Source organism: Flavobacterium sp. KH_001, from assembly GCF_057840745.1.
Genome location: NZ_CM174520.1, coordinates 1938461 through 1957214 on the forward strand (window position 1 = coordinate 1938461; position 18754 = coordinate 1957214).

Sequence of the window (18754 nt, forward strand, 5' to 3'; positions counted from 1 at the left end):
AATGGAAGATAATTCATTAGAAAAAAAATTCAGCAAGTTTATTGTTGCTGTTTCAATTGTAATTCCGGTTGTGGTTGGAATTTTATTTGGAGTCAAATTAAAAGATTTCGGAATTGATGTTGAACCACTTTCATTTTTACCTCCAATTTATGCGACTACAAACGGTATTACAGCCGTAGTTTTGGTGTGGGCTGTGATCTCTATAAAAAATGGTAAACGTAAATTACACGAGCAATTAATGACTTTTGCTATTATGTTATCAGTTGCTTTTTTAGTTATGTATGTTGCGTATCACATGACAGCTGATTCTACTAAATTTGGAGATTTGAATCATGATGGAATTCTTGATTTAGCTGAAACAGCTAAAATTGGATCATTACGTTATGTATATTTTTTGATTTTAATTAGTCATATTCTATTGTCTATCGCTATTATTCCTCTGGTATTAATTACTTACGTTAGAGCCTTGGCACAACGTTTTGACAGACACAGAAAAATAGCTAAAATAACTTTTCCACTTTGGTTGTACGTCGCTGTAACAGGTGTAGTGGTTTACTTAATGATTTTTCCTTATTATGCATAAAATAGAAAATAGAATAAAAAATAAAGAAAATAGAATTGAAAATAGAGGTGGAGTTAGAAAATTAATGTCAACTAGATATTTTTATGTTCTTTTCTCTATGTTCTTTTCTCTTGCAGCTAATGCTCAATGCGCGATGTGCAGGGCGGCTCTTGCGGGAGATTCTAATACGAAAAAAGCAGAGGCAGTCAATGATGGAATTGTTTATTTAATGGTAATTCCGTATTTACTTGTTGGAATTATTGGTGTTCTGATTTATAGAATGTACCAATCAAAAAAGAAAAAAGCAGTATAATTTTTATACTGCTTTTTTCTTTTTTGGTTTTATATATTTTATTTCAATCCATCAACAGAAACATTAACTGTTCCATTTATTTTTATAAAAGCAATAATAGCCTGATTCGTCAACTGAATTTTATCAAACTGAATGTCTTCCATTTTTCCATTTACAAATACACCTGGCATAGGAGAGTAGTTTTTAAGATAGGTAGCCATGCTTTTTTTACCTTCTTCTAAATTGGGTTGAATAGAATAACGGCAGCTTTCTTCCATTTTTCTTAAAATGTATCCTTGACCCAACCAGCTTGCGGTGCGCATTAATTTGCTTTTGGTGTCTAAAACATAATCCAGTTTTTCAAAATAAATTTCTTTTGTCTGAGGATTGTATTGTGGGAATCCATTTAAATAAAGCGTTCCGTTTATAGATCCTAAGACATCCAGTGCAATAACCATTTTTCCATCTTTGTGCCAGATGTTCACATTTTTCACCGTTATTTTTTTGCTTCCTGAACCAAATTCCTGGCCTGCAAAATTCTTAGTCATTATTTTTGAAGCATCAATATAGGTTGAAATTGCAGCAATATTGGCAGTAATCTGATTTGGGATTTTAGCAACAGGTTTTAGGATAATTTTATTGGCGTTGAATTTAGATTCAGGTTGCTTGCCCATAATAGTTTCCATATTGCACTTTACTCCCATATCCAATAAAAATAAATCATTTTTAAGTTTTGCGTTTGTCGAATAGATTTCAACAGGAGTAATTCGCAGCCAGCTTTCATAAGTGTCGCTCATTTGAAAAGGCGTACATATTTTTTCTAAAGCTGATAAAACATTCGGTTTAAAATCCATTGATTTTTCAATTGCTTCATCTATTTTCTTTTCTATTTTAGATTTAAAAATAGAAATAGCTGGATTTACTAAATACGTTATTGGCATATTTTTTCCGAAAACCTGCATTGTCGGACTTTCGTTCCAATCTAATGATTTAAATTCCGTTTTGGTATTTAATTTCCAATTTGTCAACGCCACTTCACTCGATAAAGTAATAACTCCATTTAAATTAAATTCACGGGTATCATAAAGGTCAACGCCGAGTTTTTTTGTTCCAATTCGATATTTAATAGTTGCTCTTAAAGGCAGGATAGTTTTTATTTTTTTATCCGGATTTGCGCGATCGTTTTGGATTTTTATTGGAGCTTGTTTCCAAATTTTCATTTCAATATCATCATCTTCGATGTTATTGTCTTCATAAATTAATCCGTTTAAAATTGAGTTGGTCTGATACTCAATATCGCTCAATTTTACCGTTATTGGGAGGTTGATAAAAGATGGATTTGCATCATAAACTAAGGGACTTGCATCATCTGGTTCGGGTTTTAATGTTTCTAATTTTTGAGATGTTGAACATCCTGAAAACATGGTAAGTACCGTGAATAAAGAGAAAATTGAAAAAAACTTCATCATTAAGATTTTTTTGAGTGATGCAAAATTAAGAAAACAATTATATTATTGTGAAAATGTGTAACATTTGATAAGAAATAGAGTCTTATTGTAATATCAAAACGAAATTATTAACGTTTTCTTACCATAAATTACTTAATAAAAATGTTATTATTGTTTTAAAATTTAACAGTACCATGATCGAAATCAAAGATTTACACAAATCCTATAAAATGGGAAGTTCAGAATTACATGTGTTAAAAGGAATAAACTTTAATATTGAAGAAGGCGAGCTGGTTGCTATAATGGGGTCATCCGGATCAGGAAAATCTACGCTTCTTAATATTTTAGGAATTTTGGATGAGGCAGATTCTGGTAGTTATATTTTAGATAAAACTCCTATTAAAAAATTGAATGAAACACTTGCTTCTAAGTATAGAAATAAGTTTTTAGGGTTTGTATTTCAATCCTTTAATTTGATTAATTATAAAAGTGCGCTTGATAATGTTGCGATGCCATTGTATTATCAGGGAATAAAAAGAAAAGAGCGATACGAAATTGCTATGAGATACTTGGAAAAAGTGGGTTTAGGTTCGCATTCGCACCATTTGCCAAATGAACTTTCAGGAGGGCAAAAGCAACGTGTTGCAATCGCTAGAGCATTAGCTTCAAACCCAAAAGTTTTACTGGCAGATGAGCCAACAGGAGCTTTAGATACCAAAACTTCCTATGAGGTTATGGAGCTTATTCAAGGAATTAACGATGAAGGGAAAACTATTTTGATCGTTACCCACGAACCTGATATTGCCGCGATGTGCAAAAGAAATGTGGTCCTGAAAGATGGATTAATCATTGATGATAAAAAGGTAGAACAAGTTAGAGCTTCATCTTATGTTTAATATTGAGCGTTGGCAGGAAATATTCGAAGCAATCTCCAAAAACAGGCTAAGAACATTCCTGACCGGAATTTCTGTAGCCTCAGGTATTTTTATTTTGGTGATTTTGCTTGGTGCTGGTAAAGGACTTCAAAACGGAATTGAAAAACAATTCGAACGTGATGCTGCCGGTATCATTGAAGTTTGGTCGGGAACGACTACAAAAGAGTATAAAGGGTTGAATCCAGGAAGACAAATTCAGTACCGAGATGGGGATTTTAATCAATCTGTACAGAAATTTGATGATAAATTAGATATGAGAGCGTCAACCTATAATTTTTGGGGAGGTGCATTTTCGTACGGAAAAGAATCAGGCAGTTATCAATATAGAGGTGTTACTCCAGATTATGGCGGAATTGAAAACCTTGTAATAGTTCAGGGACGTTATGTAAATAGCTCAGATTTGGCCAACAATGAAAAGGTAGCTTGTATTGGAATGAAAGTTAAAACGGATTTGTTTAAAGACAAAGATGCTCTAGGCAAAGAAATCATAATCAATGGCATTAATTTTAAGGTAGTTGGGATTTTTACTGATCCGGGTGGGGAAAGAGAAGAAGCGAGAGCGTATTTACCTTTAACAACTGTCCAAAGAGCTTTTGGTGGTGGAGATAAAATAAGCAATTTGTTTTTTACGATGAAAAAAACAAATGATTATGACGAAGCTTTAGCACAATCTAAAAAATTCACACAAGATTTGAAGGATTTGCTGAAAAGTAGAAATATGGTAGCTCCTGAAGATGATGGTGGGGTTGGTGTTTATAATTCAGTTGAAGATGCTAAGCAATTTTATGATCTGAATCTTTATATCAGATTGTTTTTTTGGTGGGTGGGAATTTGTACGATCATTGCCGGAGTTGTTGGGGTAAGTAACATTATGTTAATTATCGTAAAAGAAAGAACAAAAGAAATAGGAATCAGAAAAGCACTTGGTGCATCTCCGTTTTCAATCATTTCAATGATTCTTCATGAGTCGATTTTTATTACTACCATTGCTGGTTTTGTAGGGCTTTTAGCAAGTTTATTATTGTTAGAATTTGTTGGTCCGATGGTGCAAAGTGAATATTTTCAACATCCCGAAGTAGATTTTAGTGTGGCATTGACAACACTTGCGCTACTTGTATTTGCAGGAGCATTAGCAGGATTTTTTCCTGCGTACAGAGCAGCCAAAATTAAACCTATTGTAGCACTTAGAGACGAATAATTATGTTTAAAAAAGATAATTGGGACGAGATTTTACAGGCTTTAACAGCCAACGTTTTCAGAACGACTCTGACTGCATTTGGTGTATTTTGGGGTATATTTATTTTGGTAATATTATTGGCGGCAGGAAATGGTTTAGAAAATGGTATCAAAAAAGGTTTTGACGGAATAGCCACAAATACGATGTTTATGTGGAGTCAGACCACTTCTAAGGCATATAAAGGTTTGCCAAAGGTTCGTCGTTATGATTTTAGGAATAGTGATGTAGCAGCTTTAAAAGCAGCTTTGCCAGATTTGTTATATGTGTCTCCAAGAAATCAATTAGGAGATTTTAACGGGACAAATAATGTAGTGAGAGGTACAAAAACTTCAGCATTCACAGTTTATGGTGATTATCCAGAGCTTATCAAGCAACAACCGATGGATATAATTAAAGGGCGTTTTATAAATCAGCAGGATATTAATGAAAGAAGAAAAATAGCAGTAATTGGAAAAGGAGTTATTAGTGAACTTTATGAAAAGGAAGAAGAAGCTATTGGGACTTATATAAAAGTGAACGGAGTTAATTTTATGGTAGTTGGTGTTTACCACTCTAAACAGCAAGGCGGAAATGCAGAACAGGAACAAAAAAATATTTTCGTACCGTTTACGACTTTCCAGCAAGCATTTAATTATGGAGACAAGGTAGGCTGGATGGCACTTACGGCAAAGGATGAAACTTCGATAACAGATTTAAAACCAAAAATTTTGGAGCTTATAAAATCACTTCATTCGATAAACCCGGCTGATGATCGTGCCGTAGGTAATTTTGATTTATATGAGCAATTTAATAAAGTCCAGAGTTTGTTTGATATCTTAAAAATCATTGCCTATTTTGTTGGAACACTGGTTTTGATCTCAGGTGTTATTGGAATTTCGAATATTATGCTTATTGTAGTTAAAGAGCGTACTAAAGAGATCGGAATTCGCAGGGCTTTAGGCGCAACGCCCGGTGCTATACGTGGGCAAATTTTATCTGAATCAATATTTCTGACTATTATTTCAGGTATGTTTGGCATTGCAGTCGCGACAGGAATTATTGCTATTTTAAATATGGTTTTAGATTCGATGCCCCCCGATAGTAACACTATGTTTGCTAATCCGAGTGTTGATTTAGGAGTCGTATTTGTAGCATTATTAATATTAGTAGGATCTGGTTTGCTGGCAGGATTTATTCCGGCACAGACCGCAATTAATGTAAAGCCTGTAGATGCTTTACGAACAGAATAAATTATCAATCAAAATATAATCGATTAAACCAAAAACAAAATGAAAAAAGGAGTAACCGTAACCATTTTAATCTTTATTGCTATAGTTTTCTTTGGCGCACTTTACTATTTGTATGCTAAAAATCAAGAATCTCCAATTGTTTTTAAAACGGAGAAAGCAGAGGTTAAAACAATCGTAAAAACCACCATTGCAACTGGTAATATTCAACCTGACGAAGAGGTCTTAATCAAACCAAATATTTCGGGTATTATTGAAGAGGTATATATCAAAGCTGGTGAGAAAATTAAAGCAGGCGACATGATTGCAAAAATTAGAGTTGTTGCCAATGTGTCTAATGTAAGCAGTACTCAAAATCAAGTACAAACAGCTAAAATTGCTTTAGATAATCAGGAGAAAATCTATAAAAGACAAAAAACCTTATTTGAAAAAGAGGTGATCTCTGCAAATGATTTTGATGCGGCTCAATTGGCTTATAAACAAGCTCAACAAAATTATTTAGCTGCAAAACAAAGTTTGGATATCGTTAAAACAGGAACTACAACATCATTAGGAAGTTATGCTAACACTTTAATTCGCTCAACAGTAAACGGAATGGTTTTGGCGGTTCCGGTGAAAGTTGGAAATCAAGTTATTGAAAGTAATAATTTCAATGAAGGAACTACAATTGCCAGTGTTGCTGATGTTGGTAGAATGATCTTTATTGGAAAAATAGATGAATCTGAAGTAGGGAAAATCAAAGTTCAAATGCCAATTGAAATTACTGTTGGTGCAATTGAAAATAAAAAATTTGAAGCAGTTTTAACAGATATCGCTCCTAAAGGTGTAGTGGAAAATGGTGCAATTCAGTTTGAAATAAAAGCTTCTTTAGAAAACAGAGATGCTACTTTTATCAGAGCTGGTTTAAGCGCAAACGCTTCTATTATTTTAGAAAAAGCAGATAAAGTTATGGCTATAAAAGAATCGCTGGTGCAATTTGACAAAAAAACACAAAAACCATATGTTGAAATAGAAACTGCTCCTCAGAAATTTCAAAGAAAGGATTTAGTCCTTGGTGTGAGCGACGGAATATATGTTCAGGTAAAAAGCGGTATCAAAAATTCTGATAAAATTAAAATTTGGAATCAGGGTTTGATTAGCGAAGGAGAGAAAAAATAATTGAAAGTATAAGGGTTTTTTTGGTTTTAAAAAATGTTAAATTTGCGTAGTGTTTCTACTATGCTTTCATTCAAAATATATGAAAATAAATAAATATAATAGTTTCGTTTTTGCTATTCTTTTCGGGTTTGGACTAACAACCAAGGCGCAAACAAAACAATGGACACTGGAAGAATGTGTACGATATGCACTAGACAATAATATCACAATAAAAATATCCGAACTTGATGTAGAAAATGCTGATATTGATAAAAAAGATGCATTTGGCAGATATCTGCCTTCAGTAAACGGAAATGCTTCACATTCATGGAACATTGGTTTGAATCAAGATGTTACAACAGGTGTTTTGCGTAATCAGACAACTCAATATTCATCTGTAGGTTTAAGTGCCGGAGTTGATATTTACAAAGGTTTGCAAATCCAGAATACGTATCGAAGATCGAAGCTTTCTATAATTGCATCACAGTATCAATTACTGAAAATGCAGGAGGATATTTCGCTGAATGTTGCCAATGCGTTTCTTCAGATTTTATCTTATAAGGAAGAGTTAAAAGTAAAAAAAGAACAATTATCAATTGATGAAAAGCGATTAAAACGTTCTGAAGAAATGGTAAATGCTGGAACAATTCCAAGAGGAGATCTGTATGATCTAAAAGCTACTATTGCAACAGATCAACAGGCAATTACTGTTTCGGAAAACAATTTACTGATCTCAAAATTAAGTTTAGCACAGCTTTTACAATTAAAGGAATTTGCAGATTTTGATGTAATTGATGATACAAATGCAAAAGATGAAAATAATATAATGGCGCAAAGCCCAATTGATATTTACAATAAGGCAAAAGAAACAAGAACAGAGTTAAAACTGGCACAGACTAATCTTGAAATTGCTGAGAAAAATGTAGCAATTGCGAAAGGAGCTTACCAACCAACGTTAAGTGCTTTTTATAATTTTAATACAAGAGCCAGTTATTCAGATATTATAACAGGAGCAACCCCAAATACAGCAAATCCAACATCTCAGATCGGTTTCGTTGAAGGGACGAATCAAGCAGTATTGCAAAATAATTTCACTCCTGTTTTAGGCGGTCCTCAGCCAATTTTAGATCAATTTAGTGATAATAAGGGGCAATCATTTGGTTTGCAGCTTTCTGTTCCAATTTTCAACGGTTTCTCAGTTCGCAATAATGTAGAACGAAATAAAGTTAATTTAGAAAAATCTAAAATAGATTTAGAGCAAAAAAGTTTAGATTTGCAACGTAACGTTTATACTGCTTTTACAAATGCAAAAGGTGCGTTAAATACTTACGAGTCATCAACTGTAACTTTAGAAGCGAGGCAACAGGCTTACAACTATGCTAAAGAGAAGTATGATGTAGGTCTAATGAATTCATTTGATTTTACACAGGCGCAAACATTATTGACAAATGCTCAGTCTGATGTTATCAGAACGAAATATGATTATATTTTTAAAATAAAAATACTTGAATTCTACTTTGGAATTCCAATTGTCCCAATTATTACAAAATAATTTATTATGTCAAAAAAAACAGTTTATTTCTTGATAGGAGGCGCAGTAGTTATTATTGCAGTTTTAGTAGGTCTTTCGAAATCGGGAGTAATAGGAAATAAGGATGAAGGAAAAGAAGTAGAAATCTCAAAAGTAGTGGCTTCAACTATTGTCGAAACGGTTTCGGCAACAGGGAAAATTCAGCCGGAAATTGAAGTTAAAATTTCACCTGAAGTATCTGGAGAAATTATTTTATTGAATGTAAAAGAAGGTCAGGTTGTAAAAAAAGGAGATTTATTGGTAAAAATAAATCCAGATTTATATACTTCAAGCTATAATCGTTCAGTTTCTAATTTATCGGGTACTAAAGCTGGCTTAACGCAGTCGGAAGCTAGTTTTAAGGAAGCAAAAGCAAGCTATGAACGTAATAAAACTTTGTATGACAAAGGTGTTATTTCAAAATCTGACTGGGATAAGGCAATTGCATCTTTTGAAGTAGCAAAAGCGACCAAACAAAACGCTTATTACACGGTTCAAAGTGCTTCTGCATCAGTAAATGAGGCTAAAGATAATTTAGGGCGTACAACTATCTATGCACCTGCAGATGGAACTATTTCGGTTTTAAATGTTGAGTTAGGAGAACGTGTTTTAGGAACTCAACAAATGGCAGGAACAGAGCTTTTGCGTGTAGCAAATCTTAATAATATGGAGGTTGAAGTTGACGTAAATGAAAATGATATTGTAAAAATAAAAATTGGCGATGAAGCTAATGTTGAAGTTGATGCTTACTTAAAAAAGAAATTTAAAGGTACTGTAACAAGTATTTCTAATTCGGCAAGCACTACGCTGACTTCAGATCAGGTTACTAATTTTAAGGTTAAAGTTCGTATTCTAAAAGAGTCATATCAGGATTTATTAGAAGGAAAACCGAGTTCTTATTCTCCGTTCAGACCAGGTATGACAGCTACTGTTGATATTCTGACAAAAACAAAAACAAATGTATTAGCTGTGCCTATTAGTTCAGTGGTTGTAAAATCAGATACTGCTGCTGTTAAGGATTTTACAGTAGAAGATCCTAGTGAGAAAAAAGTAGTACCAAAGAGCGATAAAAAATTCGAGTGTGTTTTTGTGAAAGTTGGTGATAAAGCTAAAATTAGAATTATCAAAACAGGTATTCAGGATGATACTAATATCGAAGTGATGTCAGGATTAAAATCTGGTGATGTTGTGATAACGGGACCTTATACAACAGTTTCAAAAGAATTAAATTCTGGCGACAAAGTGAAGCTTAAAAAAGCAGAAGCACCTAAAAAGTAGGTTGTAGTATGATAATTGCTTTGCATGGAGTTCCGTCAGAAATCATTTTTAGTGGTGTTGGAGGCTTCCTTAGTGTGATTGCATATTTGATATGGGTGCATTATAGTGTCTATAAAACAAAATATTATAATCATGAATTTAAATATTTTGCAGTAGAAAAAAGGTTGATCATATACATAGGCTTTTTATTGGCAAATTTGTGTGCGGCATTTGTATTATTCTGGTTATTAACCCTTATTTTTGCTGCTTTAATTTTTGTATAATTTTTAATAACAAACAATTTTGTCTTTTATTCTCAATATCGAAACCGCTACAAAAAATTGTTCTGTAGCAATTGCAAAAAATGGTCAAACAATTTTATGTAGAGAAATTGCTGAAGAAGGATATTCGCATGCCGAAAAACTCCATGTTTTTATTGAAGAAGCAATTGCAGAAGCTGGAATTACAGTTCAGGATTTAGCTGCAATTGCTGTAAGTCAGGGACCTGGTTCTTACACCGGTTTGCGAATTGGAGTTTCGGCGGCAAAAGGACTGTGTTTTGCTTTAAATATTCCATTGATTGCTGTGGATACATTACAAACATTGGCTTCTCAGGCGAAAGTTGTTGACGGAAAAATAATTCCGATGCTGGATGCCAGAAGAATGGAAGTTTATAGTGAAATTTTTAATGCTAACCTGGAAGTTGAAAGAGAGATTCTGGCAGAAGTTATAACAAAAGATTCTTTTACGGGTTACACGGATGTACTTTACTTTGTTGGTGACTGTGCAGATAAATGCAAGTCTGTTTTAACAAAAGATAATTTTGTTTTTCTGGAAGATATAAAATACCCTTCAGCTGCAGCAATGAGCAAAATCAGTTTTGGTAAGTACCAAATAAGCGACACTGTAGATGTCGCTTATTTTGAACCTTATTATTTAAAAGATTTTATGATGGCACCTCCATCAAAAAAACAATAAATTATTTTATTTTTGAAGTGTATACGGTTGAACTGAAATTCCGGCTTCATCCAAAGCTGTTTTGCAATTCTCTAGAGTTTCAGAAAAAACAACACCATAATTTACATTTTTAGCCCACGGGCGTACTGAAAACTCTACAGCACTAGCGGTTAGGTTTTTTACAAAAACTTCTGGAGCAGGTTTCTTAAGTACTTTAGGATTTTTATTTAAAACATCTAAAAGAACTTCTTTTGCTTTTTTGATATCTGAATCATACGAAACGGCAAAAGTCAAATCGGCTCTTCTTTCACCCTGCATAGAATAATTAATGATCGTTCCGTTAGATAATGCACCGTTTGGAACAAAAACAGTTTGATTATTGGCAGTGAGCATTTTAGTTACAAAAATCTGAATTTCGCTAACAGTAGCTATAACACCTTGTGCTTCGATCGTATCGCCAACTTTAAAAGGTTTGAAAACAATGATTAACATTCCGCCTGCAAAGTTAGAAAGTGAACCTTGTAATGATAAACCAACTGCAAGTCCCATGGCACCTAAGATGGCAACAAAGGAAGAAGTTTCAATACCAAGTTTTGAAATAAAGGTTACAAACAACAAAATTCTAAGCGCCCATATCAAGATATCTGAAAGGAATTTTGTTAATGTAGGATCTAAATTTCTTTGAACCATTACTTTTGTAATAATTCTATTTATTAATCGGATAGCATAAATACCAACAAATAAAATTAGAAATGCCGAAACTAGTTTTGGCGCATAATCAACTAGTACGTCAATGAATTTAGTAACATAAGTACTAATTTGCTCTGGACTCATCATGTTTATTGAATAAAAAAACCTTCTCAAAACGAGAAGGTGTATTAGTGATGCAAATATAAGATATTTCTCTTATAAGAAAAATAAGTATCTATTCCTTAGTTTCAGTTTCGTCAATAATTTTATCTTCAACAGTTGCCGCCGTTTCACTGGCATCAACTACAGTTTCCGAAGCAATTGTCTTTGTATCCGTACCGATATCGTTCGCTTTTTCTTTTACGGAATCAATTACATCGCTTATAGAATCTGTTGCTTTTTCTACATATTCACTTACGATATCTTTCGCCTGATGTGCGTATTCTGCGGCACTTTCCAGAATTGGTTCTGAGGCTTCTTTGGCTTTTGCGATAGTTTCTTCTGTAAAAGCCTCAGCTTTTTCAATATAAGGAGCGGCAGCTTCCTTTGCTTGCTCAAAAGTACTTTCAGCCTGATTGGCTAAATCTGTTGCAGATTCTTTGGCCGAGCCAAATAAATTCTTGAAAAATGAAGATAATCCCATGGTTTTATAATTGATTGATTAGAAATACAATATTAAACTTTTTTGCAGAATTATAGTGTTATTGTTAGAATAATTTATTGAAAAGTAAGAAGAGAAGTAATAAAAAAAGCGCTCGCTATGGGCGAACGCTTTTGGTATTTTTCTGAAATTATTTTTTATGCATTTATCGCCTCAACTTTAATAGCTTCATCATTTAACATGCTTTTCAACATGTTTTCGATACCGCTTTTTAGAGTAAAAGTAGAAGATGGACAACCACTGCACGCACCTTGCAAAATAACTTTAACTGTTTTGTCATCTTCATTATAAGAATCGAATGCAATATTTCCTCCGTCAGCAGCAACTGCCGGTTTTACATATTCTTCTAAGATGTTGATGATTTGTTGTGAAGTCACATCCAATTTATCAAAAGCTTCATCTTTAGTGATGTCATTTTTTGTAGTAACTTCAATTAAACTTTCATCTAAAACAGTTCCTCCATTTTCGATAAATTGTTTGATATATGTTCTGACTTCCAAAGTGATTTCATCCCAGTCGTTAATGTCGTATTTAGTTACCGAAATATAATTTTCATCGATAAAAACCTCTTTTACGTAAGGGAACTTAAATAATTCTTTTGCCAATGGTGAAGAAGCCGTTTGGTCAATATTTTTATATTCTACCGGGTTTCTGGTTAACATTCTGCTTACAACAAATTTTAATGCTGCCGGATTTGGAGTTGTTTCTCCATAAACGGTAATAGGTTGTTTTTTTGCTTTGTTTTCGTCTACTTTAATAATAACACCACCTTTGTCAACAAATGCTGCTATTTGTTCAGCAACGGCATCTTGAACGTCCTCCCATTCTACAATGCTGTATCTTTCGATTGCGATGAAATTTCCTGAAATATAAACTGTTTTTACAAACGGAAGGTAAAATAATTGTTGCGCTAAAGGTGATTCCTGTGCCTCATCAATATTTTTAAACTCAAAGTTTTGGTTTTGAGTGATGAAATCTTCAAATTCAAACTTTAATATAGTTGGATTTTGAGTTTCTTTTATGGTGATTTTTGTCATGACTTGTAATTTTTTACAAATTTACTAAAGTTATTTTCTACTAATAGCTATATTTGATTTTTTAATAAAATAATTAAGATTCTTATTATAACTAATCGGATTAAATTGGGAGTCTATAATTTATTTAAACAAAGCTGCCTTTATGAAATTTAGAATCAGGGTTTTATTTATTTTTTTATTAACTTCATTTTACTCTTTTTCGCAAGAAGGCATTCCTGTTTATTCAGACTATTTATCAGATAATTACTACTTGATTCATCCGTCTATGGCTGGGGCGGCAAATTGTGCTAAAATAAGATTGACGGCCAGAAAACAATGGTTTGGTCAGGACGATGCGCCAGAACTTCAAACGTTAAGTTTTAATGGACGAGTAGGTGAGAGATCAGGTGCAGGAATTATTGTTTTTAATGATAAAAACGGATATCATTCTCAAAAAGGTGTAAAGCTTACTTACGCACATCATATTATGTTTTCAAGAGATGAAATTGATTTAAATCAGCTTTCTTTCGGTATTAGTGGTGGAGTAATCCAAAATCAATTAGATGAAACAGCATTTGGGACAGAATACGATCCTCTTCTTTATGGACAAATTCAAAAAGATTCTTATTTTAATTTAGATGTTGGTGCTTCATATAATTATTTAAATTTTTATGCCCATGCTACTGTTCAGGGTTTAATTGAAACCAGAAAAGAATTGTACAGCGATTTAGAAAGTGACAATGTTAGAAAATACCTTTTAAGCGCTGGATATGTTTTTGGCAAAAGTGATAAAATCACTTGGGAACCTTCAGTATTGCTTCAAATATTTGATCAGACTAAAGAGAAGTCAATTGATTTAAACATGAAAGCTTACAAAGACATGGATTTTGGAAGCTTATGGGCAGCATTATCATACAGAAGAAGTTTTGATGGTGCACAATATACATCGGGAAGTGGTGTTTCATCTCAAAAATTACAATATTTTACACCAATAATTGGTGTTAATTATAAGAATTTTATGTTCGCCTATACGTACTCACAAGTGCTGGGTGATGTGAAATTTGATACTGGCGGGTATCATCAAATTACATTAGGTATCAATTTATTTTGTAAAAAGGAACGTTACGATTGTAATTGTCCGGCAATTAATTAATTTTTTTATGCTAATTAAGTCTGTAAACGGAAAAACGCCTTCAATTCCAGAGGATTGTTATGTTGCTGAAAATGCGACCATTGTAGGTGATGTTACATTTGGTGAATCTTGCAGTGTTTGGTTTAATGCTGTAATTCGCGGTGATGTTCACTTTATTAAAATTGGAAACAAGGTTAATATTCAGGATGGAGCAATTATTCATTGTACGTATCAAAAACATCCAACTATTATAGGAAACAATGTTTCAATTGGTCATAATGCCATTGTGCACGGTTGTACTATTCATGATAATGTTTTGATAGGAATGGGCGCAATTGTAATGGATAATTGTGTAGTTGAAAGTAATGCAATTGTAGCCGCAGGAGCAGTTGTGACACAAAATACTATCGTGACTTCAGGAAGTATTTATGCCGGAGTTCCTGCTAAAAAAGTAAAAGATATTGACCAATCTGATTTTGCAGGCGAAATTGAGCGTATATCAAACAATTATGTAATGTATTCGGGCTGGTTTAAAAACGAAGAATAGATTCCAAATAAAAAATTAAAAAATAAAAATTCCAAATACCAATGAGTGTCAGATAATTGGGATTTGGAATTTTTATTTTTTGAGATTAAAAAAAAACTATAAATTGATTTTTTCGAAAAAAGTATTTTTATAGCTTTCACTAATCGGAATACGTTTGTCACTTATTAAAACCTTATTCTTCTGGATCGATTTTACATGTTTTATATTGATGATATAAGATCTGTGAATTCTTGAAAACCCTTTACTGGAAAGTAAATTCTCTAATTTTATCAAGCTAATTAAGGTGAGCGTAAATTTATTATCGGTTGTGTAGATTTTTACATAATCTTTTAGGCCTTCAATAAATAAAATATCAGCAAAATTCATTTTTACGTTCTCATATTCAGCTCTTACAAACATGAAATCCTGTTCTAATTCAGGAGCTGTAGTATTTTCAGAAATAGTCTGAAGCGTGGCTGTAGGATTGAAAATTTGCTGGGCACGAACTACAGATTTTAAAAAGCGATGAAACGGAATTGGTTTTACCAAATAATCTACCGCACCAAGATTAAATCCTTCAACCGCATAATCAGAATAGGCAGTTGTAAAAATAATCAATGGTTTTTTTTCTATAGTATTTAAAAATTCTATTCCTGAAAAATGAGGCATTTGAATATCTAAAAATATCAAATCTATATTCGTCTGATTGATAAATGAAACAGCGTCGATAGCGTTATTAAAAGTGCTGACCAATTCTAACGAATCTACTTTTCGAACAAAATCTTCTAGTAGTTCTACCGCTAGAGGTTCATCATCTATAATTACACATTTCATCTGTTTCAGTATTAGATCATTAAATTTGTTTTGGTCTTCAAAAGTAGTTTTAAACCAGTAAATTAAGTTTTAAAGTTTTCATAAATTACTGGTTTTAAATTAAGCAGTTACCGTTATGGTTTTGCTTAAGGTGTAACCATCCGTTAGATTTCCGGTTAATGTGGCAAGTTCATCATCTAAACTATCGGAGAAAACATTATCTCTTGTATTTGAAGTGTCGGCTTGACCGTGTGCGACATAATTTGCGCTTGAATATACTTCGCTTGAAACATTTTCAGGAAAAGCAATTTGTGTTACCAATAATGAAGAGCCAGTTGCTGTTAAGATTTCAACATGTACATGTGGCGCTCTGCCTTGGTACCAGCCTGGAAAAATTGAAATAAAGGATACTTCTCCCTTTGTATTAGTATTTTGTCTGCCTCTTAAAAAATGAACTTCCGTGTAATTGGTTTGTTGCATCGAAGTTCCTCCATATTCTGAATAGTTTCCATCTTTATCACAATGCCATACATCTACCAAAACATTTTCTAATGGAGCGCAATTATTGCTTTTATTTTCAATCGTTAGGTTAATAAGTAAAGCAACTCCAATTCTGTCTGATTTTATATTTTCTAAAATCAATTGGCTTGGTGTTTTTATAGGAAAAGGACCTTTTGTTTCAGCAGGAGAAACAGTGCAGTTTCCATCTGTTGAGGAATTAGACCCCGAGTCGTCATTATCGTTTTTTGAGCAGGATTCCAATAATTTAGAAGCTGTTGCAAGAGAAGCGATTCCTAAAATACCGTTTCGGATGAATTTTTTTCTGTCCATAATCAGTTGTTATTAATTTATTGGTGTTTGAATTTCATCTAATTTTAAATTTAAATGCACACGGTAGTACTGATTGTCCTGGGTTATATCTAATTGATGAGCGTTTGGATATAGCAAGTCTAGACGATTTCTTATGTTAACTAACCCTATTCCTGAGTTTTCAGGATCTTTTCTATAGTCTTCAATGGTATTTTCTATCCAAAAATCTAAACTGTTTTCGTGTATGAAAATTTTAATTTTTACGTGTGCTGCACCTTTATAATCGGTTCCGTATTTAAAGGCATTTTCAACAAACGAAATCAATAACAAAGGTTCTATGAATTTATTTCTTGTATCACCGTGAACATTTATAACGATGTCTTCAATGTCATTAAGCCTAAGTTTTTGTAACTCAATATAATTTTGGATATAATTAATTTCTTTTTCTAAAGCCACCGTTTTGTTATCCGTTTCATACAGCATATAGCGCATTAACTCGGATAGTGTTACGATGGCATCAGGGACCAAATCAGATTTTTTGTGTGCCAATGAATAGATACTGTTTAAAGAATTAAATAAAAAATGCGGATTAGTTTGCTTACGCAGATAAATCAATTCAGTATTTGTTCGGTGTGTTTCGGCAATTAATTTGTTTTGTTGATTGTTGTAAAATTCTGTTAGTGTTCTAATTATGGCACTTATGGTTAGAATTAAAATGTAAAATAGCGATGGTCCAATTTTAAAAAACAAAGGCTGTCTTCTTACCATTAAAACGCGTCTTTCTCCTTTAATAAAATCAGCTGAGCCTTCAGGCATTATTTTGGGAGGTAACATGTTTGCTGGTCTGACATGATTGAATTCAGGGATGAAATAATTGATCCTGATAACCATAAAAAGAAGGATAAGGGCAAAAGCAAAAGCAAAATAAAGCCAGTATTTTTTTTCTAAAAGGAGGGCGGGTACCAAATAAAAATAATTCAGATAAAACAAAATGATTCCCGTAATCCATTGCACATAGAAATCATTATTGATTCTGAACGGACTTTCGTAAAATTGAATTAAGGATGTCAAAATAAAGAAAGCCCATATGATACTATGGAACAGGATTTTGTTTGAGCTGGTATTTCTGATGGTATCTATGTTCATTTATAATTTTATTTTTAATAAAATTAAATCATTTTTCGTTACCGTTGGCGATAAGTCTTTATTGAGATTATCGACAACCAAAGTGCCCACTTTTAATGCATCTTCTTTCGTTTTGAAACTTTTTGTGTCGTTTATTACTGGTATAATAGATTGCTTAATTAAAACTCTATCGTTACTTGTGATCGAATAACCCCATCCAGTCTTTGTTTTAAATGTTTCAATTGTAAAAGATTCTTTTCTGGTACAGGCTATCAATAACAAAACGAATATGAAAAACAGCAAATTCTTCTGGATGCTGCTCCAGAAGAGTTGCTTTTTATTATTAATTATCATCATCATTTTGTTCTTCAGTAGGTTTAAATTCCCAAGCGTCATCAAAGTAGCTGGAACCAACTCTTCCCAACATATAGAATCCACGATTATTAACCGCAAAACCAACAGCATCTGTTCTTGTAGCGCCTTCCATTGCTGTTCTTTCAACCCATAAATCTGTCGAAGGATTGTACTCCCAAATCGTTCTCACACTTTCTCCTCCTACAATATAACCCAATCCGTTCATGGCAAAACTAGATGCATTAGAACGAACAATTGCGTAATCATCATTGTATGTGTAGTCGTCATCTCCATCTTGATCGATATCACGTTTTCTTGTCCAAACATCTGTAGCGGAATCAAATTCCCAAAAATCCTCCTGATAAACAGCATTGTTAATTCCGGTTCCCAAATAAGCTTTATCTGCAATTATAAAAACGGTAGCATTACGTCTTTTATTTCCGCTAAATCCGTTTACAATGCTCCAGCTATTAGTCTGATCATTGTATTGATAAAAGTCCTTAAGATAATTTCCATCATAACCAGTTCCGAAATAGGCTTTTCCACCAACTTGAAATCCTACTGCTCCGTAACGGCCGGTCCCGGCAAAGTCTGTTTTTTGTGTCCAGCTATTAGTTGTGGGATCGTATTGGTAAAAATCTTTTAATTTATTAGTTCCATCATATCCAAGACCTACATATCCTTTTTCGTTTAATGCAAAACTTGAAGCAGAACTTCTTCCAACTCCTGAGAAATCAGCTTTTTGTTCCCAATAGTCCCCTGTAGAATTGTATGCCCATAAATCCTTCAAATATTCATCTCCGGTGTATCCAGTTGCTATATAGGCATAATCTCCAATAATAAAACTTGTGGCACTAGATCTTGCAGGTCCGTCAAATGCAGATTTTTTAATCCAGTTTCCTATTAAATCATCATCTTCATCATCATTGCTGCAGCCTATAAAAAAGAGACTCGAAAGCAGTGTCGCGAATAATATTCCTTTTTTTAAATTATTCATAGTGTATTA

The 18754-nt window shown here is 33.1% G+C and carries 20 protein-coding genes; 11 read left to right on the forward strand and 9 right to left on the reverse strand.

The window, feature by feature from the left end; all coding sequences use genetic code 11:
* Position 1 precedes the first annotated feature (1 nt).
* On the forward strand, positions 2-583 hold the full coding sequence (locus AC3ITQ_RS08390; protein WP_489237996.1) for a DUF420 domain-containing protein: 582 nt from the start codon (positions 2-4) through the stop codon (positions 581-583).
* Positions 576-875, forward strand: coding sequence for a hypothetical protein (locus AC3ITQ_RS08395; protein ID WP_489237997.1), 300 nt, complete (start codon positions 576-578; stop codon positions 873-875). Before AC3ITQ_RS08390 ends, AC3ITQ_RS08395 begins: the two co-directional genes overlap by 8 nt.
* A gap of 38 nt (positions 876-913) precedes the next feature.
* On the opposite strand, the gene AC3ITQ_RS08400 is transcribed toward AC3ITQ_RS08395, so the two are convergent.
* Positions 914-2320 carry a DUF4403 family protein gene (locus AC3ITQ_RS08400; RefSeq protein WP_489238913.1) on the reverse strand — a complete coding sequence of 469 codons (1407 nt, stop codon included), beginning with the start codon at positions 2318-2320 and terminating at the stop codon, positions 914-916.
* A gap of 176 nt (positions 2321-2496) precedes the next feature.
* Here AC3ITQ_RS08400 and AC3ITQ_RS08405 point away from each other — a divergent pair, with 176 nt between their 5' ends.
* From AC3ITQ_RS08405 to tsaB, 7 genes are all read left to right on the forward strand, one after another.
* Positions 2497-3198 carry an ABC transporter ATP-binding protein gene (locus AC3ITQ_RS08405; RefSeq protein WP_489237999.1) on the forward strand — a complete coding sequence of 234 codons (702 nt, stop codon included), beginning with the start codon at positions 2497-2499 and terminating at the stop codon, positions 3196-3198.
* Complete coding sequence (locus AC3ITQ_RS08410; protein WP_489238001.1) at positions 3191-4435, forward strand: ABC transporter permease; 1245 nt, start codon at positions 3191-3193, stop codon at positions 4433-4435. Before AC3ITQ_RS08405 ends, AC3ITQ_RS08410 begins: the two co-directional genes overlap by 8 nt.
* A gap of 2 nt (positions 4436-4437) precedes the next feature.
* On the forward strand, positions 4438-5703 hold the full coding sequence (locus AC3ITQ_RS08415) for an ABC transporter permease (protein WP_489238003.1): 1266 nt from the start codon (positions 4438-4440) through the stop codon (positions 5701-5703).
* 39 nt (positions 5704-5742) lie between these two features.
* Complete coding sequence (locus AC3ITQ_RS08420; protein WP_489238005.1) at positions 5743-6858, forward strand: efflux RND transporter periplasmic adaptor subunit; 1116 nt, start codon at positions 5743-5745, stop codon at positions 6856-6858.
* Positions 6859-6937: 79 nt separating this feature from the next.
* Positions 6938-8389, forward strand: a complete 1452-nt coding sequence (locus tag AC3ITQ_RS08425) for a TolC family protein (protein ID WP_489238007.1) — start codon at positions 6938-6940, stop codon at positions 8387-8389.
* Positions 8390-8395: 6 nt separating this feature from the next.
* Positions 8396-9685: an efflux RND transporter periplasmic adaptor subunit gene (locus AC3ITQ_RS08430; protein WP_489238009.1), complete on the forward strand. Its 1290-nt coding sequence runs from the start codon at positions 8396-8398 to the stop codon at positions 9683-9685.
* A gap of 282 nt (positions 9686-9967) precedes the next feature.
* A complete protein-coding gene (tsaB, locus tag AC3ITQ_RS08435; protein ID WP_489238010.1) occupies positions 9968-10642 on the forward strand; it encodes a tRNA (adenosine(37)-N6)-threonylcarbamoyltransferase complex dimerization subunit type 1 TsaB in 675 nt (224 codons plus the stop codon).
* A gap of 6 nt (positions 10643-10648) precedes the next feature.
* Here the strand turns inward: tsaB and AC3ITQ_RS08440 are convergent, their stop codons facing one another.
* The 3 genes from AC3ITQ_RS08440 to AC3ITQ_RS08450 all read right to left on the reverse strand — a co-directional run bounded on the left by AC3ITQ_RS08440 (position 10649) and on the right by AC3ITQ_RS08450 (position 13009).
* On the reverse strand, positions 10649-11458 hold the full coding sequence (locus tag AC3ITQ_RS08440) for a mechanosensitive ion channel family protein (RefSeq protein WP_375034335.1): 810 nt from the start codon (positions 11456-11458) through the stop codon (positions 10649-10651).
* A gap of 88 nt (positions 11459-11546) precedes the next feature.
* Complete coding sequence (locus AC3ITQ_RS08445; protein WP_489238013.1) at positions 11547-11954, reverse strand: YtxH domain-containing protein; 408 nt, start codon at positions 11952-11954, stop codon at positions 11547-11549.
* 155 nt (positions 11955-12109) lie between these two features.
* Positions 12110-13009, reverse strand: coding sequence for a NifU family protein (locus tag AC3ITQ_RS08450; protein ID WP_489238015.1), 900 nt, complete (start codon positions 13007-13009; stop codon positions 12110-12112).
* A gap of 142 nt (positions 13010-13151) precedes the next feature.
* Here AC3ITQ_RS08450 and AC3ITQ_RS08455 point away from each other — a divergent pair, with 142 nt between their 5' ends.
* A complete protein-coding gene (locus AC3ITQ_RS08455; RefSeq protein WP_489238016.1) occupies positions 13152-14141 on the forward strand; it encodes a PorP/SprF family type IX secretion system membrane protein in 990 nt (329 codons plus the stop codon).
* A 7-nt stretch (positions 14142-14148) separates the two neighbouring features.
* A complete protein-coding gene (locus AC3ITQ_RS08460; protein ID WP_375034331.1) occupies positions 14149-14667 on the forward strand; it encodes a gamma carbonic anhydrase family protein in 519 nt (172 codons plus the stop codon).
* Between the two features lie 96 nt (positions 14668-14763).
* Here AC3ITQ_RS08460 and AC3ITQ_RS08465 read toward each other — a convergent pair whose 3' ends face one another.
* The 5 genes from AC3ITQ_RS08465 to AC3ITQ_RS08485 form a co-directional block, all read right to left on the reverse strand.
* Positions 14764-15480, reverse strand: coding sequence for a LytR/AlgR family response regulator transcription factor (locus AC3ITQ_RS08465; protein ID WP_489238019.1), 717 nt, complete (start codon positions 15478-15480; stop codon positions 14764-14766).
* A 99-nt stretch (positions 15481-15579) separates the two neighbouring features.
* Positions 15580-16290, reverse strand: coding sequence for a dioxygenase family protein (locus AC3ITQ_RS08470; protein WP_489238021.1), 711 nt, complete (start codon positions 16288-16290; stop codon positions 15580-15582).
* Positions 16291-16302: 12 nt separating this feature from the next.
* Positions 16303-17415 (reverse strand): sensor histidine kinase, encoded by a 1113-nt coding sequence (locus AC3ITQ_RS08475; protein WP_489238023.1) that lies wholly within the window; start codon positions 17413-17415, stop codon positions 16303-16305.
* Positions 17416-17754, reverse strand: a complete 339-nt coding sequence (locus tag AC3ITQ_RS08480) for a DUF4907 domain-containing protein (protein ID WP_489238025.1) — start codon at positions 17752-17754, stop codon at positions 17416-17418. It abuts the gene before it with no gap.
* Complete coding sequence (locus AC3ITQ_RS08485) at positions 17738-18745, reverse strand: Kelch repeat-containing protein (RefSeq protein ID WP_489238027.1); 1008 nt, start codon at positions 18743-18745, stop codon at positions 17738-17740. The genes AC3ITQ_RS08480 and AC3ITQ_RS08485 overlap by 17 nt, the downstream gene beginning before the upstream one ends.
* Positions 18746-18754 lie beyond the last annotated feature (9 nt).

Coding starts and splice junctions, on each gene's coding strand:
- AC3ITQ_RS08480 (WP_489238025.1), bottom strand. CDS start 17,754: ATGATGATGATAATTAATAATAAAAAGCAACTCTTCTGGAGCAGCATC.
- AC3ITQ_RS08470 (WP_489238021.1), bottom strand. CDS start 16,290: ATGGACAGAAAAAAATTCATCCGAAACGGTATTTTAGGAATCGCTTCT.
- AC3ITQ_RS08420 (WP_489238005.1), top strand. CDS start 5,743: ATGAAAAAAGGAGTAACCGTAACCATTTTAATCTTTATTGCTATAGTT.
- AC3ITQ_RS08485 (WP_489238027.1), bottom strand. CDS start 18,745: ATGAATAATTTAAAAAAAGGAATATTATTCGCGACACTGCTTTCGAGT.
- AC3ITQ_RS08430 (WP_489238009.1), top strand. CDS start 8,396: ATGTCAAAAAAAACAGTTTATTTCTTGATAGGAGGCGCAGTAGTTATT.
- AC3ITQ_RS08425 (WP_489238007.1), top strand. CDS start 6,938: ATGAAAATAAATAAATATAATAGTTTCGTTTTTGCTATTCTTTTCGGG.
- AC3ITQ_RS08475 (WP_489238023.1), bottom strand. CDS start 17,415: ATGAACATAGATACCATCAGAAATACCAGCTCAAACAAAATCCTGTTC.
- AC3ITQ_RS08455 (WP_489238016.1), top strand. CDS start 13,152: ATGAAATTTAGAATCAGGGTTTTATTTATTTTTTTATTAACTTCATTT.
- AC3ITQ_RS08415 (WP_489238003.1), top strand. CDS start 4,438: ATGTTTAAAAAAGATAATTGGGACGAGATTTTACAGGCTTTAACAGCC.
- AC3ITQ_RS08460 (WP_375034331.1), top strand. CDS start 14,149: ATGCTAATTAAGTCTGTAAACGGAAAAACGCCTTCAATTCCAGAGGAT.
- AC3ITQ_RS08390 (WP_489237996.1), top strand. CDS start 2: ATGGAAGATAATTCATTAGAAAAAAAATTCAGCAAGTTTATTGTTGCT.
- AC3ITQ_RS08405 (WP_489237999.1), top strand. CDS start 2,497: ATGATCGAAATCAAAGATTTACACAAATCCTATAAAATGGGAAGTTCA.
- AC3ITQ_RS08400 (WP_489238913.1), bottom strand. CDS start 2,320: ATGAAGTTTTTTTCAATTTTCTCTTTATTCACGGTACTTACCATGTTT.
- AC3ITQ_RS08465 (WP_489238019.1), bottom strand. CDS start 15,480: ATGAAATGTGTAATTATAGATGATGAACCTCTAGCGGTAGAACTACTA.
- AC3ITQ_RS08445 (WP_489238013.1), bottom strand. CDS start 11,954: ATGGGATTATCTTCATTTTTCAAGAATTTATTTGGCTCGGCCAAAGAA.
- AC3ITQ_RS08395 (WP_489237997.1), top strand. CDS start 576: ATGCATAAAATAGAAAATAGAATAAAAAATAAAGAAAATAGAATTGAA.
- AC3ITQ_RS08450 (WP_489238015.1), bottom strand. CDS start 13,009: ATGACAAAAATCACCATAAAAGAAACTCAAAATCCAACTATATTAAAG.
- AC3ITQ_RS08410 (WP_489238001.1), top strand. CDS start 3,191: ATGTTTAATATTGAGCGTTGGCAGGAAATATTCGAAGCAATCTCCAAA.
- AC3ITQ_RS08440 (WP_375034335.1), bottom strand. CDS start 11,458: ATGATGAGTCCAGAGCAAATTAGTACTTATGTTACTAAATTCATTGAC.